The organism is Pseudomonas sp. FP215 (assembly GCF_030687795.1).
GTDB lineage: Bacteria > Pseudomonadota > Gammaproteobacteria > Pseudomonadales > Pseudomonadaceae > Aquipseudomonas > Aquipseudomonas salmasensis.
In genome coordinates this window covers 6,197,724-6,220,333 of sequence record NZ_CP117447.1, presented here as the reverse complement: position 1 = coordinate 6,220,333, position 22,610 = coordinate 6,197,724, and the positions used below count along the sequence as shown (strand labels likewise).

Annotated in this window: 21 protein-coding genes and 1 riboswitch; of the genes, 8 read left to right on the top strand and 13 right to left on the bottom strand. The window is 60.8% G+C overall.

The genetic code is table 11. The annotated features are described in order from the left end of the window. Positions 1-206 precede the first annotated feature (206 nt). The 4 genes from PSH76_RS28280 to ahcY all read right to left on the bottom strand — a co-directional run bounded on the left by PSH76_RS28280 (position 207) and on the right by ahcY (position 4,669). Positions 207-1,010 carry an ABC transporter substrate-binding protein gene (locus PSH76_RS28280; RefSeq protein WP_098950143.1) on the bottom strand — a complete coding sequence of 268 codons (804 nt, stop codon included), beginning with the start codon at positions 1,008-1,010 and terminating at the stop codon, positions 207-209. 63 nt (positions 1,011-1,073) lie between these two features. Next, the gene (locus tag PSH76_RS28275) at positions 1,074-2,156 is read right to left on the bottom strand and encodes a hypothetical protein (protein ID WP_032894791.1); all 1,083 of its coding nucleotides are present in this window, start codon (positions 2,154-2,156) and stop codon (positions 1,074-1,076) included. 79 nt (positions 2,157-2,235) lie between these two features. Beyond that, positions 2,236-3,081, bottom strand: a complete 846-nt coding sequence (gene metF, locus PSH76_RS28270; RefSeq protein ID WP_003194992.1) for a methylenetetrahydrofolate reductase [NAD(P)H] — start codon at positions 3,079-3,081, stop codon at positions 2,236-2,238. A gap of 178 nt (positions 3,082-3,259) precedes the next feature. Next, complete coding sequence (ahcY, locus tag PSH76_RS28265; RefSeq protein ID WP_003194990.1) at positions 3,260-4,669, bottom strand: adenosylhomocysteinase; 1,410 nt, start codon at positions 4,667-4,669, stop codon at positions 3,260-3,262. 21 nt (positions 4,670-4,690) lie between these two features. Then, positions 4,691-4,797, bottom strand: a riboswitch (S-adenosyl-L-homocysteine riboswitch). Positions 4,798-4,995: 198 nt separating this feature from the next. Here ahcY and PSH76_RS28260 point away from each other — a divergent pair. The 3 genes from PSH76_RS28260 (at position 4,996) to PSH76_RS28250 (ending at position 8,382) form a co-directional block, all read left to right on the top strand. After that, on the top strand, positions 4,996-5,400 hold the full coding sequence (locus tag PSH76_RS28260; RefSeq protein WP_003194988.1) for an acyl-CoA thioesterase: 405 nt from the start codon (positions 4,996-4,998) through the stop codon (positions 5,398-5,400). A 100-nt stretch (positions 5,401-5,500) separates the two neighbouring features. Next, positions 5,501-7,420: a patatin-like phospholipase family protein gene (locus PSH76_RS28255; RefSeq protein ID WP_305493285.1), complete on the top strand. Its 1,920-nt coding sequence runs from the start codon at positions 5,501-5,503 to the stop codon at positions 7,418-7,420. A gap of 71 nt (positions 7,421-7,491) precedes the next feature. Further along, a complete protein-coding gene (locus tag PSH76_RS28250) occupies positions 7,492-8,382 on the top strand; it encodes a formate/nitrite transporter family protein (protein ID WP_032894799.1) in 891 nt (296 codons plus the stop codon). 19 nt (positions 8,383-8,401) lie between these two features. Here the strand turns inward: PSH76_RS28250 and PSH76_RS28245 are convergent, their stop codons facing one another. Together PSH76_RS28245 and PSH76_RS28240 are read right to left on the bottom strand one after the other, a co-directional pair. After that, complete coding sequence (locus PSH76_RS28245) at positions 8,402-9,691, bottom strand: cation:dicarboxylate symporter family transporter (protein ID WP_278916339.1); 1,290 nt, start codon at positions 9,689-9,691, stop codon at positions 8,402-8,404. Positions 9,692-9,725: 34 nt separating this feature from the next. After that, positions 9,726-10,139 carry a VOC family protein gene (locus PSH76_RS28240; protein ID WP_138762890.1) on the bottom strand — a complete coding sequence of 138 codons (414 nt, stop codon included), beginning with the start codon at positions 10,137-10,139 and terminating at the stop codon, positions 9,726-9,728. Positions 10,140-10,231: 92 nt separating this feature from the next. On the opposite strand from PSH76_RS28240, the gene PSH76_RS28235 reads away from it, so the two are divergent. Continuing rightward, the gene (locus PSH76_RS28235; RefSeq protein ID WP_098950147.1) at positions 10,232-11,107 is read left to right on the top strand and encodes a LysR family transcriptional regulator; all 876 of its coding nucleotides are present in this window, start codon (positions 10,232-10,234) and stop codon (positions 11,105-11,107) included. On the opposite strand, the gene PSH76_RS28230 is transcribed toward PSH76_RS28235, so the two are convergent. After that, positions 11,091-12,326 (bottom strand): sodium:proton antiporter, encoded by a 1,236-nt coding sequence (locus tag PSH76_RS28230; RefSeq protein ID WP_098950148.1) that lies wholly within the window; start codon positions 12,324-12,326, stop codon positions 11,091-11,093. The two genes, PSH76_RS28235 and PSH76_RS28230, sit on opposite strands and share 17 nt — an antisense overlap. A gap of 103 nt (positions 12,327-12,429) precedes the next feature. On the opposite strand from PSH76_RS28230, the gene PSH76_RS28225 reads away from it, so the two are divergent. After that, positions 12,430-13,263, top strand: coding sequence for an EamA family transporter (locus tag PSH76_RS28225; protein ID WP_305493284.1), 834 nt, complete (start codon positions 12,430-12,432; stop codon positions 13,261-13,263). A 29-nt stretch (positions 13,264-13,292) separates the two neighbouring features. Then, complete coding sequence (locus PSH76_RS28220; RefSeq protein WP_003194977.1) at positions 13,293-13,679, top strand: MAPEG family protein; 387 nt, start codon at positions 13,293-13,295, stop codon at positions 13,677-13,679. A gap of 164 nt (positions 13,680-13,843) precedes the next feature. Here the strand turns inward: PSH76_RS28220 and PSH76_RS28215 are convergent, their stop codons facing one another. Further along, a complete protein-coding gene (locus tag PSH76_RS28215; protein WP_305493283.1) occupies positions 13,844-15,037 on the bottom strand; it encodes a murein transglycosylase A in 1,194 nt (397 codons plus the stop codon). 129 nt (positions 15,038-15,166) lie between these two features. Between PSH76_RS28215 and PSH76_RS28210 the strand changes: the two genes are divergently transcribed. Next, entirely contained in the window at positions 15,167-15,616 is a 450-nt protein-coding gene (locus PSH76_RS28210; RefSeq protein WP_003194972.1) for a cytochrome c, read from the top strand. A 6-nt stretch (positions 15,617-15,622) separates the two neighbouring features. Here PSH76_RS28210 and PSH76_RS28205 read toward each other — a convergent pair whose 3' ends face one another. The 5 genes from PSH76_RS28205 to PSH76_RS28185 form a co-directional block, all read right to left on the bottom strand. Then, positions 15,623-16,018, bottom strand: a complete 396-nt coding sequence (locus tag PSH76_RS28205; RefSeq protein WP_032894900.1) for a DUF1090 domain-containing protein — start codon at positions 16,016-16,018, stop codon at positions 15,623-15,625. A 39-nt stretch (positions 16,019-16,057) separates the two neighbouring features. Next, a complete protein-coding gene (gene ligB / locus PSH76_RS28200; protein ID WP_305493282.1) occupies positions 16,058-17,719 on the bottom strand; it encodes an NAD-dependent DNA ligase LigB in 1,662 nt (553 codons plus the stop codon). Between the two features lie 99 nt (positions 17,720-17,818). After that, the gene (locus PSH76_RS28195; protein ID WP_305494510.1) at positions 17,819-17,986 is read right to left on the bottom strand and encodes a hypothetical protein; all 168 of its coding nucleotides are present in this window, start codon (positions 17,984-17,986) and stop codon (positions 17,819-17,821) included. Positions 17,987-18,036: 50 nt separating this feature from the next. Continuing rightward, positions 18,037-19,227, bottom strand: a complete 1,191-nt coding sequence (metK, locus tag PSH76_RS28190) for a methionine adenosyltransferase (protein WP_003194964.1) — start codon at positions 19,225-19,227, stop codon at positions 18,037-18,039. A 19-nt stretch (positions 19,228-19,246) separates the two neighbouring features. Next, positions 19,247-20,242: a metalloregulator ArsR/SmtB family transcription factor gene (locus PSH76_RS28185; RefSeq protein WP_003194962.1), complete on the bottom strand. Its 996-nt coding sequence runs from the start codon at positions 20,240-20,242 to the stop codon at positions 19,247-19,249. A 260-nt stretch (positions 20,243-20,502) separates the two neighbouring features. On the opposite strand from PSH76_RS28185, the gene tkt reads away from it, so the two are divergent. Then, a complete protein-coding gene (gene tkt, locus PSH76_RS28180; protein ID WP_034133964.1) occupies positions 20,503-22,500 on the top strand; it encodes a transketolase in 1,998 nt (665 codons plus the stop codon). Positions 22,501-22,610: the final 110 nt, after the last annotated feature.

The window sequence follows — 22,610 nt, the reverse complement described above, 5'->3', positions numbered from 1 at the left end:
GTTAGGGCTTGGCCCAAAGGGATAATCTTGCCGGGCGTGAATGGCGCTTAGGGGAGCGCAACCCCGTCCGGTCCTGCTGCGTCTGGCGGGCACTCCACCGGCTCGCGCGGGCCGCAAAGCTGCGCAGTAGCTGGGTTGGGTGCCGTTTTCAAGACCCGAGCGGCCGGGCGTAAGCCTGGCGGAAAGGCCGCAGTATAACAGAGCAATCACTGCGCGCTGCTTTCCTGCTGCTCAACGGCGTGTTCGGGGGCCGGTATGGGTGCCGTTTGCTCGTGCATCCGGCCATATTTAGCACTCAAGGTGGCATAGGCCGGCTCTTGCTTGAAGCGCTTGAGCTCGGCGGCAAAGCGTTGCACCAGCAGGTCCATGCCTGCGCCACGGCGTACCGCAAGAAATTGCTGCTGGCGACTGACCACCACCGACGCCTGGCTGACCTTACCTTCCAGGCCCAGCGCCTTGATCACGTAGTGCCCCACGCGCCGGTCAGTCACCACCATATCGACGCGCCCCAGCATGAGTTTGCCAAAATTGGCTTCATGGCTGGGCGCAGGTTCACGCTGGAAGGTGTTGGACCCACTGAACGCGTCGCCATAGAGGTAGCCGGGGGAAACGCCAACCGTCAGGCCACGCAGGTCGTCGAGGGCGGCGGCGGGGTGGGGGCGGTCGTTGGCATAGAACAAGACAAATTCGACTTCCGACAACGGCTCGCTGGGATAGAGCAGCAAGGCGTCGCGCTCCTGGCTGTGAAAAATATCCAGCGCGCCGTCGGCGTGGCCCTGCTCGAGCATCGCCAGGCAGCGCTTCCAGGGCAGGAACTGCCATTGCACCTCCACCCCCAGGCGCTGGAACACGATCAGGGTGGTTTCATAATCCAGGCCGGCCATGGTGCCGTTGTCTTCGTAGACATAGGGCGCCCAGGGTTCGGTGACAATGCGCAGCTTCTCGCCATGAGCGGCCAGGCTCAGGCAAGAAAACAGCACAGCGGTGAACAGCTTGAAGAGGACGGGCATACCCTGAGGTTACGACGCTGCCCACAGAAAGAGAAGCTCTGGCACGCGCATTGGCGGGCGGTCTTACTTCGCGGGAGCGTTCAACAGGTGTTCCTGGATCGCGGCGCGGCGTTCACCCAGAATCAAACGCACCACGGGGTTGGCGAACCAGTGTTGCAACTGGTGGGCATCAAGCGGGCGCTTCTGGCGTTCTTCCTGATTTTGTCGGGCTTTGTCCCACCAGACCGGGCCGCAGGCCTGGTCGAACTCGTTTTCGTGTTCGTAGCAGCCGTAAAGAATCTCGCGGATGAACTGTTGCTGATGCTTGGGCAACAGCAGGGTGATCAGCTTGTACATCAAACGCTGCAAACGCGGCGGGCGCGGCAGGTGCGAGGAGACCTGGCGCGTATCGGCCAGGGCTTGTGCGCTGGTGGGCGCGCTGGCGTGCTTGGCGATCCACGCCTTGACCTTGGCCCGGAACAGCTGTTTACGGCTCCAGTAATGGTGGATCAGGTCCGGGCACTCGCGCACCTTCACGGTGCGGTAGGCGGCGATGGACAGGCAGAACTCTTCCAGGGTGTAGGCGCCTTGGGCATGGGGGAACAGTTCATCCATCAACTCGATGGAGCGGTCGAGGATGTGCGCATCCTGTTGGGTCAGGCCCATGACGCCGGAGTTGAGGGTCATCATGTCATCGTCGGCCACGCCCATATCCAGCAGGCGCTGGCGCAGGGCGGTGTACAGGATGCTTTCGTGGTTGTCGCCGTACTTGGTGTAGAAGGCGTTGCACAACAGGGTGCCGGGCTGGACGCGTTCGAACAGGGCCATGGGCGAATGATGGAAGAAAGTGTCGGTGTCGATCAGCAGCGCCACCGGGGATTCTTGCAGCACTTGGCGCAGCACTACGTGTTTGGTGCGAAAGTGATAGCCGTGAGGCTCGCTCCAGCGCTTGCGGGTGGCCTCGTCCAATGGGCGCACGCGCACCGGCAGCAGGCGATAGGGCTCGGGGTTGTCGCTAAATACCTGGATGTCGATGTTCGCGTCCGGGGTGTCCTGCAGGAACGCCAGTGCGCTGGCGATGCTGAATACGGCTTCCTGATGGTAGGTGTCGGCGCCGAAGACCAGGTAAACCAGTTGCGGGCGGGACGTCGGGGGCACTGTATTCATGGACTGCGGGGTTCCGTGGGTAACGTAAAACGACAAAGGCCCTCGTCAGAACGAGGGCCTTGGTACAACCGGTCAAGCGTTAACGTGGCAGCTTGAGGTTGTTCCAGATGGCAAGGCTGGGTTCAGCCTGGTTCAGGGTATAGAAATGCAACCCTGGTGCACCACCTTGCAACAATTGCTCACACATCTCGGTGATGACCTGCTCGCCGAACGCCTGGATGCTTTTGACGTCATCGCCATAGGCTTCCAGTTGCTTGCGCACCCAGCGTGGGATCTCGGCGCCGCAGGCGTCGGAGAAGCGCGCCAGCTTGCTGTAGTTGGTGATGGGCATGATGCCCGGCACGATGGGGATGTTCACGCCCATCGCCCGTACACGCTCGACGAAGTAGAAGTAGCTGTCGGCGTTGAAGAAGTACTGGGTGATTGCGCTGTCGGCGCCGGCATTGGCCTTGCGCACGAAATTCTGCAAATCGTCTTCGAAATTGCGCGCCTGGGGGTGCATCTCCGGATAAGCGGCCACTTCGATATGGAAGTGATCACCGCTTTCTTCGCGGATGAAACTCACCAGGTCGTTGGCGTAGCGCAGCTCTCCGCTGGCCATGCCCATACCCGATGGCAGGTCGCCACGCAGCGCAACGATGCGCTTGATGCCGGCGGCTTTGTATTGGGTCAGCAGGCTACGCAGGTCGGCCTTGCTGTCGCCCACGCACGACAAGTGCGGAGCGGCGGGAACTTTGACTTCACTTTCCAGCTGCAACACGGTGTTGATCGTGCGGTCACGGGTCGAACCGCCAGCGCCGTAGGTGCAGGAGAAGAAATCAGGGCTGAAGCTGGCCAACTGCTTGGCAGTGGTCATCAGTTTTTCATGCCCAGCATCGGTCTTGGTCGGGAAGAACTCGAAGCTGTAGCGACGGTCTTGGGACATGGTCATACCCTTGGAAACTCGAAAGCCTGGAAGGCATACGCAATCGATGCGGGTGCCTGGCTTTCTGTGGGAGCTGGCTTGCCTGCGATAGCATCAGCTCGGTGTTACTGGAACACCGAGGCGCCTGCATCGCGGGCAAGCCCGGCTCCCACAGAAGAGCCGGCGCCAGCAAGGTCGATCAGTAGCGGTAAGCGTGCGGCTTGAACGGACCTTCAACCGTCACACCGATGTAGTCGGCCTGGGTCTTGGTCAGCTGAGTCACCACGCCGCCGAAGCCGCGGACCATTTCCAGGGCCACTTCTTCGTCGAGTTTCTTGGGCAGTACTTCCACGGTCAGGCGCTCGGCTTTCTGGGCGGGCGACAGGTCGGCGTACTTCTGTTCGAACAGGAAGATCTGCGCCAGTACCTGGTTGGCGAACGAGCCATCCATGATGCGGCTTGGGTGGCCGGTGGCGTTGCCCAGGTTTACCAGGCGGCCTTCGGCCAGCAGGATCAGGTAGTCATCGTTCTGTGGGTCGAAATCGCCAGCGCCGGTACGGTGAACCTTGTGTACCTGCGGCTTCACTTCTTCCCATGCCCAATTCTTGCGCATGAAAGCGGTGTCGATCTCGTTGTCGAAGTGACCGATGTTGCAGACAACGGCGCGCTTCTTCAAAGCCTTGAGCATGTTCGCATCGCACACATTCACGTTACCGGTGGTGGTAACGATCAGGTCGATCTTGCCCAGCAGGGCTGCGTCGATGCAGGCGGAGGTGCCGTCGTTCTGGCCGTTGATGAACGGCGAAACCACTTCGAAACCGTCCATGCAGGCTTGCATGGCGCAGATCGGGTCAACTTCGGAGACCTTGACGATCATGCCTTCCTGACGCAACGACTGGGACGAACCCTTGCCCACGTCACCGTAGCCGATTACCAGGGCTTGCTTGCCCGACAGCAGGTGGTCGGTGCCGCGCTTGATCGCATCGTTCAGGCTGTGACGGCAGCCGTACTTGTTGTCGTTCTTGCTCTTGGTCACCGAGTCGTTGACGTTGATGGCCGGGATTTTCAGCTCACCCTTGGCCAGCATGTCCAGCAGGCGGTGTACGCCGGTGGTGGTCTCTTCGGTCACGCCGTGGACGCGGTCGAGGATCTGCGGGTACTTCTTGTGCAGCAGCTCGGTGAGGTCGCCGCCGTCGTCAAGAATCATGTTGGCATCCCAAGGCGCGCCATCTTTGAGGATGGTTTGCTCCAGGCACCACTCGTACTCTTCTTCGGTCTCGCCTTTCCAGGCAAATACCGGGATACCGGCAGCAGCGATAGCGGCGGCGGCCTGGTCTTGAGTCGAGAAGATGTTGCAGGACGACCAACGCACTTCGGCACCCAGGGCAACCAGGGTTTCGATCAGCACGGCAGTCTGGATGGTCATGTGGATGCAGCCGAGGATCTTCGCACCCTTGAGCGGCTGCTCAGCGGCGTACTTGCGACGCAGGCCCATCAGGGCTGGCATTTCGGATTCGGCGATAAAGGTTTCGCGACGGCCCCAGGCAGCGAGGGACATATCGGCGACTTTGTAGTCATTGAAATCAGCAGGCGTCATTACAGCGCTCATAGAGAGCCTCCATTCGTAGGGTGCGAATGGGCGCCGTTGTGCGTTTAGTATCAGGCCAGGGCAACCAGGCCGGACAACGCCCCATCCGAGCCTGACAGGTTGAACCTGCTGCAGCGCCCCTCGGACAGGTGGCGGGAGAACGGTATCAATCGAAGATGACCGTTTTGAAGCGGAGGCGATTATAGCCGTGTAAGCGGCACTTCCCAAGCCTTTCTGTCGGCGGCATGAAGATCGCTCATGGGCCTGATAGCTAATGGCTCATAGAGCTTGGGCCCTGGCTCTGCCATGATGTTGCCCATCATTTGGCAAGACGCTTTGGAGTGATCATGAACTTCCACACCCGCAAATGGGTAAAACCCGAAGACCTCAACCCCAACGGCACCCTGTTCGGCGGCAGCCTGCTGCGCTGGATCGACGAAGAAGCGGCCATCTACGCCATTGTCCAACTCGGCAACCAGCGCGTGGTCACCAAGTACATCTCGGAAATCAACTTTGTCAGCGCCTCGCGCCAGGGCGACATCATCGAACTGGGCATCACCGCCACCGAGTTCGGCCGCACCTCCATCACCCTGACCTGTGAAGTGCGCAACAAGATCACGCGCAAAAGCATCCTGACCGTGGAAAAAATGGTCTTCGTCAACCTGGGCGAAGACGGTTTGCCGGCACCCCACGGCCGCACCGAGATCAAGTACGTGAAGGACCAGTTCAAGGACGACAGTCTTCCCGAGTAACACCTACGTGGCGTGATTTGCGTGACCAAATCATTCCACATGGATCTATCCGAGGCTCTCTCATCACTCAGGCCTACACCCTGTAGAGAGAGCCTCGTGTATGAAAGTCTCCAGTTCTGTTGTACAGAATCAGCCCCCTCAGCCTCAGACCACCGGCCAGGACGTAAAGACGCCTCTGGTCAAAGGTGTGGGCGAGCGCAACCTGAGTATTTATCGTTACAGTGACGGGCGGGTGGAGGTGGTGCTGTCACCGCCGCCGCCTGCTCACTTGGTGCTCAGTGGCGGTGGCGCCAAGGGCATCGCCTTTCCAGGGATGGTGCAGGCGCTTGAAGAGGCCGATAAGCTCAAAGGCGTCAAAGTGGTTTCCGGCTCTTCTGCCGGCGCTATTTCGGCAGCGCTACTCGCCAGCGGCATGGATGCCAAGGCCTTTACGCAACTGTCGAATAACCTTGACCTGCCCAGCCTGCTCAATAGCAAAGACCCGGTCACGGCGTGGTTGCAGGAGGCCAGTTCCCAGATCGGCAAACTCGTCGGGAAAGTGCCAGGGCCGGCGGGTAATATCTCTCAACTGCTGCTGACGTTGCTGCCGCGCCTGCAAACCGAGGGGCAGCCGCTGGAAGACTTGATTCGTAATGAATCACGTAAGTCTGTTCTCGCCCATATCGCGGGTATGCCCGCAGCCAACCGCCCCCCGGAAGTCACCGCAATTGCCGAACGGCTCAGCGCTGGCGGTGGCCCCACTTTTCGCGACTTGGAGATCTTGAGCCGGCATATTCCGGCGATCAAGCAACTGAACATCACCGGCACGGGCATGTTCGACGGTCGCCCGCAGTTGGTGGTGTTCAATGCCAGCCTCACACCGGATATGGATATCGCCCGCGCCGCGCTTATTTCGGGGGCGCTGCCTGGGTTGTTTAAGAGCCCTTCCGAACAGGGCCAGGGGTTTCAGGCTGCTTCAGAGGTCACGGCGTTTCAGGACGGCGGGTTGCTGCTCAATACCCCGGCGCCAGGCATTATTGAACGTTCTTTCCCGCAAAGCCCCCTGGGCAAGGACGAAGCCCTGATCGTCAAGTTCGAGTCTGACAAACCATCAGCGCCCCGCCAAAGCGGTGGTTTTTTCAGCTATCTGACCGACACGTTCACCGGCACGCCACACACCGCCGCTGAAAGCTATCAGGATGACCGGCTCAAAGCGTATTCGGAGCAAACCGTAACGTTGCCGTTGAACTCCGATAAAGGCGACTATCGCGGCCTGCTCGGTGGCACCGTCAACTTCACCATGACCTGCGAGCAGAAACAGCATTTGCAGGCCCAGGCCCGCCAGGCGGTGTCAGGGCATCTGCAAAAACGTGAGCTGGAGCGCGAGCGCCATGAATTCCCCTCGCTGAACGATGCCGTGATGGCGATGGATGATCAAATGCTCGCCAGCGTGCAGGACGAACTGCAAAAGGACCCGGCCGGCGCCGAGGCGTTGCGTTTTCGCAAAGACGCACAACAGGCGTTAAAGGCATTGGACAGTGCGATTGCCGAAGCGAATCAATCCGACACGTCGCTGGTGATGACGCCAAAAATAGCCTCGGCGCTGCGCAATCTGGACGCCCTCGCCCGTAGACCCGAGGATATCGACTGGCTGGGCAAGCGCCTGAATGCGCCAGGCCAGCGTAATTTTCAGCAACTGCTGCAGGTGGGCGCCAAACGCGGGACGGGCAATGGCTCTGGCCTGTCCAAGGTGTTGAGCAGCGCCGTCACTGAAATGCAAAAACGCGATATCGGGGTGAAGGCAGCGAATTTTATCCGCGAAGTCATTTATCCCTCGCTATACCGCCCTGGTCAGCCGGCTGCCAACGTCGAGTTATTGCAACGCGCGGTGCGTGATTTGGGCGAGGCGACGACGCCAGCGGAGTTTAACCGTGTGCTTGATGGCATCGTCAAACACTACCGGGCGCGCAATAAACCGTGGGGTAAACCCTTGAGCTCTACCACCGTGGAGCAGGCCAAGGCCTGGCGTATTCCGGTTTAGTTGCGGTGCCACTGAACACCCATCGTCGCGGCGTGTCGTAGCTACAGGCACCCCTTGGACTCTGGTACATCATGGCCACTCAAGCAGACGGCAAGACCCCCAACCTGTCGCAGGAAGAGCAGCAGGACGTTGATGACAACCAGCCGCCTCGCGCGGCTGTATTACACGAAATTATCCGCACCCAAGGCGACCAGGAGCTGGAGCGCAATGTGGCCGCGCTGTGGTGGTCGGCGCTGGCCGCCGGCTTGACCATGGGCCTGTCGCTGATGGGTATGGGCCTGCTCAATTCGCGCCTGCCGGATGGTGAGGAATTCAAGGTGATCGCCAGCTTTGGCTATTGCGCAGGCTTTCTCGCAGTAATTCTTGCCCGTCAGCAGTTGTTTACCGAAAACACCCTGACCGCCGTGCTGCCGGTGATGAGCAAACCGACCCTGGCCAATGCCGCGCGCTTGTTGCGGCTGTGGACAGTGGTGCTGGTGGGCAACCTGTGTGGCACCTTGCTGGTGGCCTACGTGATGCTGCACCTGCCGATCTTCGATACCAAGACCGACCTGGCCTTCCTCGAGATCGGGCGCAAGGTCATGGAGAACGACCCTGCGCAGATGTTTGCCAAGGGCATCGTCTCCGGTTGGATGATCGCCACCATGGTCTGGATGATCCCGTCGATGGAGAGTGCCAAGGTGTGGATCATCATTCTGATCACCTACTTCATGGCGCTGGGGGACTTCACCCATATCGTCGTCGGTTCGGCCGAAGTGTCCTATCTGGTGTTTGCCGGCGAGTTGCCGTGGAAGGATTTCTGGCTGGTCTTCGCCGGGCCGACCCTGGCCGGCAACATCATCGGTGGTAGTTTCATCTTTGCGTTGATCAGCCATGCCCAGGTTCGCAGCGAGGCGTCCGTGCCTGCTGTTACTCAATCTCATACGCGGGCCAAGCCCCGTCAGGATAAGGACAAAGCCTGACATCACCCTGGCTGCCGCGTCAGGCCTTGAATGGCACGCTGGGAGGCTCGGAGGCCGGCGTGCTGTCGGGTGCCTTGAGCTGGCCTTCCCAGCGTGCGATGACCAAGGGTGCCAATGCGTTGCCCAGTACGTTCAGTGCGGTGACGGGCATATCCATCAGCCGATAGATGCCTGCGATGATCGCCACGCCTTCCACCGGCAGCCCTGCGGCGGTCAAGGTCGCGGTCAGGATGATGAACATGAAGCCTGGCACGCCTGCCGCGCCCTTTGATGTCAGCACCATGATCAAGACCAGCATGCCTTGATCCGCCAGGCTCAAGTCGATGCCATACGCCTGGGCGATGAACAGCGTGCCCAGTGCGGCAAACAGCGATGCGCCATCCAGGTTGAACGAGTAACCCAGCGGGATCACCATGCTGGTAATGGGCCGAGGCGCGCCATAACGCTCCATCTTCTCGATCAGTTGAGGCATGACCGTCGCCGAGGCGGCGCTGCTGAAGGCCAGTAACAGTTCACTGCGTATTTCTCGCAGCAGGTGAAAAAAGCCGACGCCGGCCAGGCGTGCCACTGCCCCCAATACACACAGGGCAAACAAGAGCACCGCGACATAGGTGGTGCCGATCAGTTTGGCCAGTGGCAGCAACGCGCTGAGGCCAAAGCTGGCGACGGTGACCGCGATCAGCCCGAAAATACCTATCGGCGAGTAATGCATGACCAGGTGGGTAACCTTGAACATGGTGTCGGAAACGCCTTGCATCACGCTGATCAACGGCGCTTTGCGCTCCTCGGGCAGCAACGACAAGGCACAACCGAACAGGATCGCGAAAAACAGTACCGACAGTAGTTTGCCCTGCGACATGGCCAGGATGATGTTGTCCGGCACGATCGCCAGCAGTATCTGGCCCAGGTTCTGCGGGCTGCCACTGGAGGCCAGCCCCGTGGCCGGTGCCTGCAGCGTGCTGCCGAATTCGGCGCCCGAACCCGGCTGCACCACATTGCCAACCAGCAGGCCGAAGACGATGGCAATGCTGGTGATGGTGAAGAAGTACGCGAAGGTCTTCAGGCCGACGCGACCCAGGGCAGCCGGGTTGCCCATGCCGGCGATGCCGACGGTCATGCAGGCGAAGACGAGCGGCACGACGATCATCTTCATCAGCTTGATGAACAGGTCGCCCGCCGGTTGCAGCAGGTTGTCGATGAACCAGGCTTTTTGCTCGGGAAACTGGTTGAGCAGGATGCCGACGATTATCCCGGCAACCAGGCCGATCATGATGCGGGTGATGAGGCTGGTGGGTTTTCTGACGGTCATGGGGGTGGCCCTTATTGTTGTGGTGGTCAGGAATTTACTGGGCGAACAACCCTTCGAAGTGCTTGAACCCTTTCACTTCTATGGGATTACCGCTGGGGTCGAGGAAAAACATCGTGCGCTGCTCGCCCGGTTCGCCGGCAAAGCGCGTCACGGGTGGGATCTCGAAGCGTGTGCCCAGGCGGGTGAGGCGCTCGGCAAGCGTTAACCACTCATCAAGTGGCAACACCACGCCCAGGTGCGGCATCAGTACCCGGTGCTCACCGACCAGGCCGGTACGTGTAGTGGGGAAGGGCGTACCCAGGTGCAGTGAAAGTTGATTGCCGAAAAAGTCGAAGTCGATCCAGGTCGCGCTGCACCGGCCCTCGGTGCAACCCAAAACATCTCGATAAAAAATGCGCGCCTCGTCTAAGTCATAAACATGGTATGCAGCGTGGAAGGGTCTGTTCATGGCTGGCTCTCCAGATGGTGAGCTGTCAGGTTAAACAGGCGGTGCCGCCAGGGTAAAACGGGTTTGCCTTGGTCTGAGCGAAAGGAAAACTTATGGATGTTCGATTCCTGAGGAGCCTGGTCGCTGTCATTGAAACCGGGTCCATAGCCGCTGCTGCACGGCGTGAAAACCGCAGTGCGGCGGCGATCAGCCAGCGGGTCAAGGCGCTTGAGCGCACGCTGGGTTGTACGCTGCTCATGCGCACCGCACATGCCGCGTGGCCTTCGGACCAATGCTTGCTGCTTTTGCCCAGAATCCAGGCCGTCATTGAACAGGCGCGCCAGTTGCAGGAGCACCTGAGCCAGGACGAGTTATCGGGGGAGATTAAAATCGGGGCCATTTCCACGGCGCTGACCGGCATCTTGCCCGGACTGATCGAGCGGCTGACAGTGTCGGCACCCAAGCTGAGGCTGAAGATCACACCCGGCGATTCCAGAAGCCTCTATGAGAAGTTGCTCAACCAGGAATTGGATGCAGCGATACTGGTGCGACCGCCCTTTCAACCGCCCAAAGCCTTGTCGATGGCTTTGCTGCGTGCCGAACCCTTGATTCTGATTGCGCCCGCCGAGTGGGGGGCGCAGTCACTGGCAGCCTTGTTAGGCGAACGCCCGTTTATCCGCTATGACGCTCGCTCCTGGGGTGGGCAGATCGCCCAGCGCTTTCTCGATGAACAGTCCTTTGAGCCCGAGGTGTTATGTGAGCTGGATGCGCTGGAAACTATCCTGATGCTGGTCGCCCAGGGGATGGGGGTATCGCTGGTGCCGCAGTGGGCGGGCATGCCCTGCAACGGCATCCGTGTGTTACCGGCCGGCGACCGGCTGTGCTATGCACGCGAGATGGTGGTCATGTACAGCTCGACACCGCGCCGCCCGTTGGCGATGCGGCATCTGCTTGACGTGTTGCGCGGCGCGGTTACTGCGGCGCAGTGACACGGCTGACAACGCGACCAATCGTCAACCCCTGCAACAGGATCGAAGACAGCACCACGATGTAGGTGATGCTCAGCAACAAGTCGCGCTCCGGGCCCAAGGGCAGGGCCAAGGCCAGTGCCACCGAGACGCCGCCACGCAGGCCGCCCCAGGTGAGGATGCGGATTGTGCCGCGTGGCACCGAGCGCCAACGGCGCAGCAACAGGATCGCCGGGGCCACGGTCAGCAGGCGCGAGAGCAGGATCGCCACCGCCAGCAGGCTGGCCGCGAACACGTGCAGCCAGTTGAATGGCAATAGCAGCAGCTCCATGCCGATCAGCGCAAACAGCAGCGCGTTGAGCATGTCATCGAGCAGTTCCCAGAAGCCATCCAGGTAGCGACGCGTCATGTCGTTCATCGCCAGCTTGCGCCCCAGGTTGCCGATGATCAGCCCCGCGACCACCATCGCAATCGGTGCGGACACATGCAGTTCCGAAGCCATGGCCGAGCCGCCGATCACCAGGGCGAGGGTCAGCATGACTTCGATCTGGTGCTGTTCGATGCTCTTGATCATCAGGTACACGAGGTAGCCGATCAGCCCGCCAAACAGCACGCCGCCAATGGCTTCGTGGGCAAACAGCATGGCCGTGGCGCCGACGGTGGGCGTTTCACCCAACTGCGCGATGCCCAGCAGCACGGTAAACACCACCACGGCGGTGCCGTCATTGAACAGCGACTCGCCGACGATGGTGGTTTTCAGCGGTTTGGAGGCATTGGCGGTCCGCAGCACGCCGAGCACCGCAATGGGGTCGGTGGGGGAGATCAGCGCGCCGAATAGCAGGCAGTAAAGGAAACTCACGTGCCAGCCAAACAGGGCGAAGATGTAGTACGCCAGGCTGCCGATCACCACGGTGGCGATCAACACGCCAAAGGTTGCCAGCAGGCCGATGGGCCAGCGGTAGCTGCGCAGGTCGTTCAAGTTGACGTGCAAGGCGCCGGCGAACAGCAGGAACGACAGCATCCAGTTCATCAGCAAATCGCCAAAGTCGATCTGGCCGATCAGCTGTTGGACGCGTTCCTCTAAACCTGGGTAGCCGAGCACGCTCAGGCCTTGCAGGATCAGCGAGAACAGCAGTGCAGTGACCATCACGCCGATGGTGGGCGGCAGGCCGATAAAGCGGAAGTTCACATAAGTGAGCAGGGTGGTGAGGCAGATGAAGGCGGCGACAAGTTCAAGCATCCGGGGTCCTTGGAGCAGGGAAATATAGGCGCACGGGGTGCGTCGAATCGGTGGTTAGTATAAACAGGTGCTGTTACATGACGTATCAATTAAGGAGGTTCGGGTGGTAGCGACAGCTCTGGTGCTGGTAGCGGCGCTGTTGCATGCGACGTGGAACACCTTGATCAAGTTCAGTGGCGAGCGCCTTTTGGTCATCGCCTGCATGGACAGCGTGGCGCTGCTGTTCGTGGTAGTGGCGGTGGGGTTCGTGTCCTTGCCGCCGCTGGACATTTGGCCGTGGATCGCGGCCTCGGCGCTGTTTGAATTGCTCTATCGCTATTTGTTGATCCAGGCCTATCGGGTGGGGGACCTGGGCCTGGTGTATCCGTTGATGCGCGGTTTGTCGCCGCTGGTGGTGCTGGTGCTGACGCTGGTGTTTGCTGGCGAAGTGTTGAGCACCCAGCAGATTCTGGGGATCCTGCTGATCCCGTTCGGCATGGTATGCCTGTTGTGGCAGGGCGGCGGCGGTGACCGGTTGCCCTGGTCGATGCTGCCGGTGGTGTTGCTGATCGGCCTGTGCATTGGCTGCTACACCTTTCTGGATGGGCAGGCGCTACGGCGCTGGTCGCATCCGCTGGATTACCTGGTGTGGCTGACGCTGGTCAGTGCGTGGCCGTTTCCGTTGCTGGCGCTGGTGCGCAAGCGTGCAGCCTTCAGCCTGTTCTGGCGCACCCAGTGGCGGTTGGGCTTGAGCGTGGGGCTGTGCGTATTGTTGAGCTACGCTTTGGTACTTTGGGCCATGCAGTTGGGCTCGATTGCCGAAGCCGCCGCGCTGCGCGAAGTCAGTGTGATCCTGGTGGTGCTGTTCGGCATGCGTTACTTGAAAGAACCTTTTGGCCGTCCACGGCTCATAGCCTGTGGGTTGGTGTTGATTGGCATGTTGGTGATGAAACTCTAACCGTCGGATAAAACTAAAAGGAATCGGTGATGACAGTCGCTTTATGGTGTGTGTTGATCGCAATTTTTCTGCCGTACATTTGCACCGGTGTGGCCAAGTTCAGTACAGGCAAGTTCGGGCCACGGGATAACCACGACCCGCGTGCCTTCCTCGATAGCCTGGAAGGCGTCGCCAAGCGTGCTCATAGCGCGCAACTCAACAGTTTCGAAGTGACACCGGCGTTTGCCGCCGCAGTGATCGTTGCGCACCTGGCCGGCAACGCCGACCTGGTGACGATCAACGTGCTGGCAGTGCTGTTTATCACCAGCCGCCTGCTGTACATCATCTGCTACCTGGCGGACTGGGCGATCTTGCGGTCGCTGGTGTGGGCCGTGGGTATGGCGTTGATTGCGAGTTTCTTCTTCGTTTCGATGTAAGTGGGGGGCGGCAAACCCGACTGTAGGAGCGAGCTTGCTCGCGAAGAACGTCAACGATTACGCGTGCTTGCTGAGTAAGCGCGGCGCCTGTGCGTTTTTCGCGAGCAAGCTCGCTCCTACATGGAATTAGGGCAAGTCCCTCCCACATTGATTACTAGCGGTTGTCAGGTTCCGGCAGGCGCATCCGGCACCTGGGGCAATGCCGCACCTTTGGGCCACAGCATCCAGATCTGCCCTTGCTGTTTCATATTTCCCGCCAACTCGCCTGCGGCATTGCCTGTGCCCCAGAACAAATCTGCGCGCACTTCGCCGGTGATTGCGCCGCCGGTATCCTGGGCTGCGACGGGGCGTGCCAGTGGCGTGCCGTCTGGCTTGGTGGTCGACAACCACAACAGGCTGCCCAGCGGAATCACCTTGCGATCCACCGCCACACTGTAGCCGGCGGTCAATGGCACGTTCAGCGAGCCGCGCGGGCCTTCGTTGCTGTCGGGGCGGGCACTGAAGAATACGTAGCTGGGGTTGCTCGCCAGCAGTTCTGGAATGCGCTGCGGGTGGGCCTTGGCCCAGGCGCTGATGGCGCCCATGGTCACGTCTTCTTTTTTCAGCTCGCCTTGTTCCACCAGCCAGCGGCCGATAGGGCGGTACGGGTAGCCGTTCTGGTCGCCGTAACCCACACGCAGTTGGCGCCCGCCGGCCAGTTGAATACGCCCCGAGCCCTGGATCTGCAGGAATTGCAGGTCCATCGGGTCGGTCAGCCAGGCGATCGGCTTGGCGGTGGAACCTTGGCTGTTGAGGGTGCTGGCATCGTCATACGGCTTGAGCACGCGACCTTCCAGGCGCCCGCGCAGGCGCTTGCCTTTGAGTTCCGGGTAGATGCTCTCAAGGTTGACGATGATCAGGTCATCCGGCACGCCGTATACCGGCACGTGGGCGGTGGCGGTCTTTGTCAGGCTGCCGGGGTAGACCGGCTCGTAATAGCCCGTGATCAAGCCGTTTGGCGTGTTGTTGGCCGAGCGCAGGCCGAAGACATCCAGGTGTTCCTTGAGAAAGCCGCGAACCGCCACGGCATCGCCCGGTACGCTGGCCGCGGCCGCGCAGGTCGCGCCCCAGATCGGGTCGGCCTTGAGGCGCTGGCAGGCGCTGCGCCAGGATTCAAACCCGGCGAGCAAGTCGCTGTCGGAAACGCTCGGCAGGGCTTCCCACGGTGCGCTCACATAGGTGGCAACGGCGTGAGGTTTGGTGGGCTCCTGGGCAACTTCTTTGCCGGTGTCTTTACCGCCATCGCAGCCGGCCAGTAGCGCGAACATCGGCAGAGCCCACGCCAGGCGCCGGCCCCAGGGTTTGAAGATGACATTCATGTAGGTAGTTCCTGAAACGATTGCCCGTGCTTCACTGCATCCGGGCAACCCTTATTATTAATAGGGCTATTGGTCTTTGTAGGCGGTGCGAGGATACTGGCCGCCGTTTCCCGTGACCTTGAAGCCATGATGATGTTAAAAAAATTGACTGTTGTATTGCTGGCCTGCCTGGCGGTGTCTGCCTGTGGCGGTGTTGACCCCAATTCTCCCTTGGGCCAGCGCAAGGCGATCTTCAAGCAGATGCTCAAGACCGGTGAAGACCTGGGCGGCATGCTGCGCGGGCGTATCCCATTCGATGGCGCCAAGTTCGCCGAGGGTGCGGTCAAGCTGGATGCGTTGTCCCATGAGCCGTGGAAACATTTCCCGAGCGTGCGCGAAGAAGACCACACCAGTGCCAAAGATGATGTGTGGCAAAAACAGGCGCAGTTCCAGCAACTGGCCCGCGACCTTGAGGCGGCCACCGGTGAATTGGTGATCGCCAGCCAGGTGCAGCCTTATAAAGCCAGCAACCTTCAGCCTGCGGTGCAAAAAGTTGAAGATGCCTGCAGCGCTTGCCATAAACAGTTCCGCGATCATTGATCGGTTTTACTGGTCGAGTTCTTCCACCGCGTCTTGCAGCTCTTTGCGCGCTTCGGCCAGCTTCTCCTTGCGCTTGTTGATCTTGTCCGGGTCACCTTTTTTCATGGCCTTGTCGAGGTCGGCCTGACGGCGGCTGACATCATGCTTGGCGTCGAGCACCTTGTTTTCACGTTCTTTCTTCAAGCCGGCATCGGTGCAGTTGGCGGTGACTTCGGCCAGGGCTTTTTCCAGGCCGGCCTGTTGGTAGCTGTTGCCGTGGGCCTTGGCCTGTTCGATCTGGCTGCTGATGGCCTGGCGTTTGGCGGCGCAGCCTGTGAGGGGTTGCGCGTCTTCGGCGGCCAACAGTGGCGTGCTCATGAAGCCTGCGAGGGTCAGCAAGGCAAAGGGGGCGAGAAATTTCATATAAAGCTCCAGGTTCGCAATCAGGTGGCCGGGTGGTGTTCAAAACCCATCTACCCCGGCTGCGCGTAATGTTTCAGCCATGGCTTGTACCTGCGGGTCGCGAAAAAAAGCGCTGAGTTGCGCCGCGCGTCCCGGGCCGATGCCATCTGAGGCCAGCCAGGCTTGGGTGTCTTTGGCGACCAGCGTCTGCCAGTTGCCTTCCAGGTTGTTGCGCGCCGCTGGCGGTATGCCCAAGGCGCAGAGCCATTGTAAAAAAGGGCGTTGCCGGGCGCTTTGAATACTGTCGAGCATCCGTGCACGGGTACGCTCGCCTAAGCCCTCAATGGTAGCAAGCTCGGCCGCATCCAGGGTTAACCAATCGAGAAAGCCTGCGATTAGACCCGCCTGGATCAATACGTTCCAGGTTTCACGGCCCATATGGGGCAAGGCCAGGCCGTGTTTGCCGCTCAACCAGGTGAGGCGGGCGAGCAGTTGATCTTCGCAACCGGGGTCCAGTTGCCAGCAGCTCAAGGCGTGGAAGTCTTGAGGGTCGGGGACCTGCACGTCCACGCGTGTCTTGTTGCGCAGGATGACTTCGTCCAGCCGCGGTATCACCTGGCCCGCCAGGCTGATCGACACATGATCGCCTGGGCGGATATCCAGGGCTTGCCAGCGCTTGAGCGAGCTGACGCTAACCCGGCTGATCTGCCGATCATCCAGCCGTACGGGCTCCAGTTCGAGGATTGGGGTAATTCGCCCGGTGCGCCCCACCCTGAACTGCACCTTGCGCACCAGCGCCAGTGCCTTGATGGCCGGGTACTTCCAGGCAACCGACCAGTAAGGCGCACTGGCTTGCCAGCGCTCGGCGGGTGCTCGCGCAGCCTGGTGCAGCACCACGCCATCGCTGGCGAAGGGCAATGGCGCGTTGTACCAATGGGTACGCCAATGCGCGGCTTCGCTGATGGTGCCGACGGGCTGGCTGTACTGTTGACTGTCGGTGAACCCCCAGCGCGCCAGGGTGGCCAGGCGTTCGGTGAAGTCCGTCGGGCCGTGGGGCCATGCCCAGACGAACAGGCCGATCCCGGCAGCCTCGGCATCGTTCAACTGGCGACGGTTCATCAGGCCGGCCACTTTGCTGCGGGCATTGAGCCCGCCCTTGAGCGATTGCACATGGTGGTCGAGGCGCCAATAGAGTTCGCCTTGCAGCACCACATCAACGGCGTCGGGCAGTTGCTGGACAATGCCGGGGATCTTGGCGGCGGAGGCTGACCAGTCGTGACCCAGCAGGCCGTCGCCCCGACTGATGAGCTGGTGCAAGCGGCCCTGGCGATACACCAGGGTCACCGCAACGCCATCCACCTTGGGTTGCACCCAGACATCCTGTCGAGTGCTGAGCCAGTCACTGACGGCCGGCTCGCTCGGCAGCTTTTGCAAACCCGTGTGCGCGACCGGATGACGTAAGGTGCCGCGCGCCCTGGCCAGTGGGTTATCAGCCTTGGGTGTCTGCTGGCGGGCGCATTCCTGCCAATGCGCCAGGCGTGTGCGGGCCTGGTCGTAGAGCTCGTCGCTGATCAGGGATTGGCCCTGTCGATGGTAGCTGTCGTCCCACTGCTGGATTTGCCTGGACAAGGTTTCCAACTGTGAGTGAACGTCATCGGGGCAGGTTTCGGCCCAGGCCCAGGCTGGCAGGGCGCTTATGAGAACAGCCAGTAAGACTTGCATCAGGAGCATCCTTGCTCGAAAAGGGGTGCCCAGCCTAAGTGATCCACGCGCCCACAAAAAAGCCCCGACCGAGCGGGGCTTTTTACCGGGTATTTCTGTTTACTTGAACAGGCCGCCCAAGGCCTTCACCGCGTCGTTGTTTTCAGCCTTGGCCTGCTGCTTTTGCTGCTTGGCGTCGACTTTTGCCTGGCTGTCGGCGAGTTTGTTGCAAGCTTTGTTGACCTGCCCCAGCGAGGCCTCCAAAACCGCACGCAGTCTGGCAGGCAATAAAAAGCCCCGCCGGGCAGAGCTGGCGGGGCTTTATTTACCGCGAACGATTACAGGCCGGCGGCGGTACGCAGGTCGTTGGCGCGGTCGGTTTTTTCCCAGGTGAAGGTGCTGAAGGTGTCATCGCCCACAGTCTTCTGCGCAGGGGTACGGCCGAAGTGGCCGTAGGCTGCGGTTTCCTGATACATCGGGTGCAGCAGGTCGAGCATGGTGGTGATCGCGTAAGGGCGCAGGTCGAAGATCTCGCGCACCAGCTTGACGATCTTGTCATCGCTGATCTTGCCGGTGCCGAAGGTATTCAGCGAGATCGACGTAGGCTGGGCCACGCCAATGGCGTAGGACACCTGGATTTCGCAGCGCTCGGCCAGGCCGGCAGCGACGATGTTCTTGGCCACATAACGACCGGCGTAAGCCGCAGAGCGGTCAACCTTGGAAGGGTCCTTGCCGGAGAACGCGCCACCGCCGTGACGGGCCATGCCGCCGTAGCTGTCGACGATGATCTTGCGGCCGGTCAGGCCGCAGTCGCCCACCGGGCCACCGATGATGAACTGGCCAGTCGGGTTGATGTGGAACTGGGTGTCCTTGGTCAGCAGTTCGGCAGGCAGCACGTGCTTGACGATCAGCTCCATCACGCCTTCACGCAGGTCGGCGTAGGACACGTCGGGGTTGTGCTGGGTCGACAGTACGACGGCGTCGATGCCCACCACTTTGCCGCCTTCGTAGCGGCAGGTCACCTGGGACTTGGCGTCCGGGCGCAGCCATGGCAGTACGCCGGATTTACGCGCCTCGGCCTGGCGTTGTACCAGCTGGTGCGAGAAGGTGATCGGTGCAGGCATCAGCACGTCGGTTTCGTTGCTGGCGTAGCCGAACATCAGGCCCTGATCGCCCGCGCCCTGGTCTTCTGGCTTGGCGCGGTCAACGCCCTGGTTGATGTCCGGGGATTGCTTGCCGATGATGTTCATCACGCCGCAGGTCGCGCCGTCAAAGCCAACGTCGGAGCTGTTGTAGCCAATGTCGGTGATCACGTCACGTACGATCTGCTCCAGGTCAACCCAGGCAGTGGTGGTGACTTCGCCGGCGATGATCGCCACGCCCGTTTTCACCAGCGTCTCGCACGCCACACGGGCGAACTTGTCTTCAGCGATGATAGCGTCCAGCACCGCGTCAGAAATCTGGTCGGCGATTTTGTCCGGATGCCCTTCAGACACGGACTCGGAGGTGAAAAGGGAGTATTCGCTCATCTCGATGTTTTCCTGATATTTACCGATGGTGAGTGTCGCCAGCCGGTCGCTGAAAATGGCGGACCTGAATCTGGAAACCATTACGTAAACCTACATAGAGGCTTTCCCCGGGAACGAGTCCCGCAGCGGTGGCCCAACGGGCCAGATCGTCCTGTTCAAAACCCAGCCAGAGATCACCGCAGGCCTCCTTGGCCCAATTCTGGTTGTGGCTGCATAAATCCGTAACCAGCAGGCTACCGCCGGGGTGCAGCAACCCGGCCATTTGCTTGAGGGCTTCTGCCGGTGCGGCGAAATGGTGCAAGACCATGTTCAGCACCACGCAATCGGCCCGCAGGCCGGTGTCACTCAGGGCGTCGGCCAACTGCAGGCGCACATTGCCCAGGGCTTCGCGCTCACAGAGTTGGCGTGCCAGTTCAAGCATTGCCGGGCTGTTATCCAGCGCCGTGACCTGCTCGAAGCGGCGCGCCAGTTCGGGCAGGAAACCGCCGTCGCCAGGGCCGACTTCCAAGGCCGTGGCTTCTTCACTGAAGCTCAGCTTGTCCAACAGCGCCAGTACGCTTTCGCGGTACTGGGCCAAGCCGGCGATCAGGTCCTGTTGGGCGCGAAACTTGTCGGCCACCCGTGAGAAAAAATCCTGGCTGGCGGCGGCGCGTTGCCCGTGCACCTGGCCGATGCGCGACTGCACATCACCGGGCAGGCATAAGTTGTCCACTTCGTCGAGCAGGGCGGCGTGCAATTTGCCGCCAAGCAGTTCGGTGTGGGGCAGGGCGCGTCGGTAGAAAATCGCATTGCCTTCACGACGGGTGGCCACCAGGTCGGCCTGGGCCAGCACCTTCAAATGGTGGCTCATGCCGGACTGGCCGATGGCGAAGATCTGCGCCAGCTCCAGTACCCCGAAAGAATCGTTGGCCAGTGCGCGCAATACGTTCAAGCGCAACGGATCGCCAGCGGCCTTGCACAAGGCAGCCAGTTCATCGCCGTCGTCAGGACGCAGGGAGGGCACGGGTAGGTTCATAAGGCCAGCAGTCTAGTGACGGGTGTAGATCCCCGCAAGGCCAATATCAAAAAGTTTTGATATTGATCGATAAGTGGCGGTTATAAGCCATCGCTATAACCTTTAGACGAACCGGTTAAAGGTTTCTGCAAGGGATTGGTGCCCAAAGCACAGGAAAAACGCCCACAAGTGACTATCTGTCATTGCCCGCAGGCGGTGGCTGAGGGAAAATGCCGGTCCTTTTTTCCGTTTCTTTATAAGCAAACTCCAGGAGATCAGCGATGCCCAGCCGTCGTGAGCGTGCCAACGCCATTCGTGCCCTCAGCATGGATGCCGTGCAAAAAGCCAACAGCGGCCATCCCGGTGCCCCGATGGGCATGGCGGATATCGCCGAGGTACTTTGGCGTGACTACCTGAAACACAACCCGAGCAACCCGTCGTTCGCCGACCGTGACCGCTTCGTGCTGTCCAACGGCCACGGCTCGATGCTGATTTATTCGCTGCTGCACCTGACCGGCTACGACGTCACCATCGACGACCTCAAGAGCTTCCGTCAGCTGCACAGCCGCACCCCGGGCCACCCGGAATTCGGCTACACCCCAGGCGTTGAGACCACCACCGGCCCCCTGGGCCAAGGCCTGGCCAATGCGGTTGGTTTCGCTCTGGCGGAAAAAGTCCTGGGGGCGCAGTTCAACCGCCCTGGCCACGACATCGTTGACCACCACACCTACGTATTCCTGGGTGATGGCTGCATGATGGAAGGCATTTCCCACGAAGTCGCGTCCCTGGCCGGCACTCTGGGCCTGGGCAAGCTGATTGCCTTCTACGATGACAACGGCATCTCCATCGACGGCGAAGTCGAAGGCTGGTTCACCGACGACACGCCAAAGCGTTTCGAAGCCTACAACTGGCAGGTGATCCGCAACGTCGACGGCCACGATCCGGAAGAGATCAAGACCGCCATCGACACCGCTCGCAAGAGCGCGCAGCCAACCCTGATCTGCTGCAAGACCACCATCGGTTTCGGCTCGCCGAACAAGCAAGGTAAAGAAGACTGCCACGGCGCCCCACTGGGTGACGCGGAAATCGCCCTGACCCGCGAAGCGCTGAAGTGGAACCACGGCCCGTTTGAAATCCCGGCCGACATCTATGCCGAATGGGATGCCAAGGAAAAAGGCCTGGCCGCCGAAGCCGAGTGGGACCAGCGTTTCTCGGCCTACTCTGCCGAATTCCCGGAATTGGCCAACGAACTGGTACGCCGCCTGGCCGGTGACTTGCCTGCCGACTTCTCGGAAAAAGCCTCGGCCTACATCGCTGAAGTCGCGGCCAAGGGCGAGACCATCGCCAGCCGTAAAGCCAGCCAGAACACCCTGAACGCCTTTGGCCCGTTGCTGCCTGAGTTCCTCGGCGGTTCGGCTGACCTGGCCGGTTCCAACCTGACCCTGTGGAAAGGTTGCAAAGGTGTCTCGGCCGAAGACGCCAGCGGCAACTACATGTACTACGGCGTGCGCGAGTTCGGCATGAGCGCCATCATGAACGGCGTGTCCCTGCACGGCGGTTTGGTGCCTTACGGCGCGACCTTCCTGATGTTCATGGAATACGCTCGTAACGCCGTACGTATGGCCGCGCTGATGAAGAAGCGCGTGATCCACGTCTACACCCACGACTCCATCGGCCTGGGCGAAGACGGCCCGACGCACCAGCCGGTCGAGCAATTGACCAGCCTGCGCACCACGCCGAACCTGGATTGCTGGCGCCCAGCCGATGCGGTGGAATCCGCCGTGGCCTGGAAGCACGCCATCGAGCGCAAGGACGGCCCTTCGGCGCTGATCTTCTCGCGTCAGAACCTGCAACACCAGGTGCGTACCGACGCGCAGATCGCCGACATCAGCCGTGGCGGTTATGTGCTCAAGGACTGCATCGGCGAGCCGGAGCTGATCCTGATCTCCACCGGTTCCGAAGTGGGCCTGACCGTTCAGGCGTACGACAAGCTGACTGCCCAAGGCCGCAACGTACGTGTTGTGTCCATGCCCTGCACCAGCGTGTTCGAAGCCCAGGACGCCGGCTACAAGCAATCGGTATTGCCGTTGCAGGTCAGCGCGCGTATCGCCATCGAAGCGGCCCACGCCGACTACTGGTACAAATACGTGGGCCTGGAAGGCCGCGTGATCGGCATGACCACCTACGGTGAGTCGGCGCCGGCGCCAGCCTTGTTCGAAGAGTTCGGTTTCACCCTGGAAAACATCCTGGGTCAGGCTGAAGAGTTGCTGGAAGACTAAGGCGCTAACGCGGTGGCCAACTGGTCACCGCATCTACTGTAGGAGCGAGCTTGCTCGCGAAGATCGTTAACGATAACGCAGCGTTTCTGGTTTAACGCGGCGCTCTCAGG

Excerpts from the sequence above, each read along its gene's own strand:
- PSH76_RS28220 (WP_003194977.1), top strand. The coding sequence starts at position 13,293 with ATGACAGTCGCTTTATGGTGTGTGTTGATCGCAATTTTTCTGCCGTAC.
- PSH76_RS28280 (WP_098950143.1), bottom strand. The coding sequence starts at position 1,010 with ATGCCCGTCCTCTTCAAGCTGTTCACCGCTGTGCTGTTTTCTTGCCTG.
- PSH76_RS28240 (WP_138762890.1), bottom strand. The coding sequence starts at position 10,139 with ATGAACAGACCCTTCCACGCTGCATACCATGTTTATGACTTAGACGAG.
- PSH76_RS28215 (WP_305493283.1), bottom strand. The coding sequence starts at position 15,037 with ATGAATGTCATCTTCAAACCCTGGGGCCGGCGCCTGGCGTGGGCTCTG.
- PSH76_RS28255 (WP_305493285.1), top strand. The coding sequence starts at position 5,501 with ATGAAAGTCTCCAGTTCTGTTGTACAGAATCAGCCCCCTCAGCCTCAG.
- tkt (WP_034133964.1), top strand. The coding sequence starts at position 20,503 with ATGCCCAGCCGTCGTGAGCGTGCCAACGCCATTCGTGCCCTCAGCATG.
- PSH76_RS28235 (WP_098950147.1), top strand. The coding sequence starts at position 10,232 with ATGGATGTTCGATTCCTGAGGAGCCTGGTCGCTGTCATTGAAACCGGG.
- PSH76_RS28205 (WP_032894900.1), bottom strand. The coding sequence starts at position 16,018 with ATGAAATTTCTCGCCCCCTTTGCCTTGCTGACCCTCGCAGGCTTCATG.
- ligB (WP_305493282.1), bottom strand. The coding sequence starts at position 17,719 with ATGCAAGTCTTACTGGCTGTTCTCATAAGCGCCCTGCCAGCCTGGGCC.
- PSH76_RS28185 (WP_003194962.1), bottom strand. The coding sequence starts at position 20,242 with ATGAACCTACCCGTGCCCTCCCTGCGTCCTGACGACGGCGATGAACTG.
- PSH76_RS28230 (WP_098950148.1), bottom strand. The coding sequence starts at position 12,326 with ATGCTTGAACTTGTCGCCGCCTTCATCTGCCTCACCACCCTGCTCACT.
- metF (WP_003194992.1), bottom strand. The coding sequence starts at position 3,081 with ATGTCCCAAGACCGTCGCTACAGCTTCGAGTTCTTCCCGACCAAGACC.
- PSH76_RS28245 (WP_278916339.1), bottom strand. The coding sequence starts at position 9,691 with ATGACCGTCAGAAAACCCACCAGCCTCATCACCCGCATCATGATCGGC.
- metK (WP_003194964.1), bottom strand. The coding sequence starts at position 19,227 with ATGAGCGAATACTCCCTTTTCACCTCCGAGTCCGTGTCTGAAGGGCAT.
- PSH76_RS28275 (WP_032894791.1), bottom strand. The coding sequence starts at position 2,156 with ATGAATACAGTGCCCCCGACGTCCCGCCCGCAACTGGTTTACCTGGTC.
- PSH76_RS28250 (WP_032894799.1), top strand. The coding sequence starts at position 7,492 with ATGGCCACTCAAGCAGACGGCAAGACCCCCAACCTGTCGCAGGAAGAG.
- PSH76_RS28260 (WP_003194988.1), top strand. The coding sequence starts at position 4,996 with ATGAACTTCCACACCCGCAAATGGGTAAAACCCGAAGACCTCAACCCC.
- ahcY (WP_003194990.1), bottom strand. The coding sequence starts at position 4,669 with ATGAGCGCTGTAATGACGCCTGCTGATTTCAATGACTACAAAGTCGCC.
- PSH76_RS28210 (WP_003194972.1), top strand. The coding sequence starts at position 15,167 with ATGATGTTAAAAAAATTGACTGTTGTATTGCTGGCCTGCCTGGCGGTG.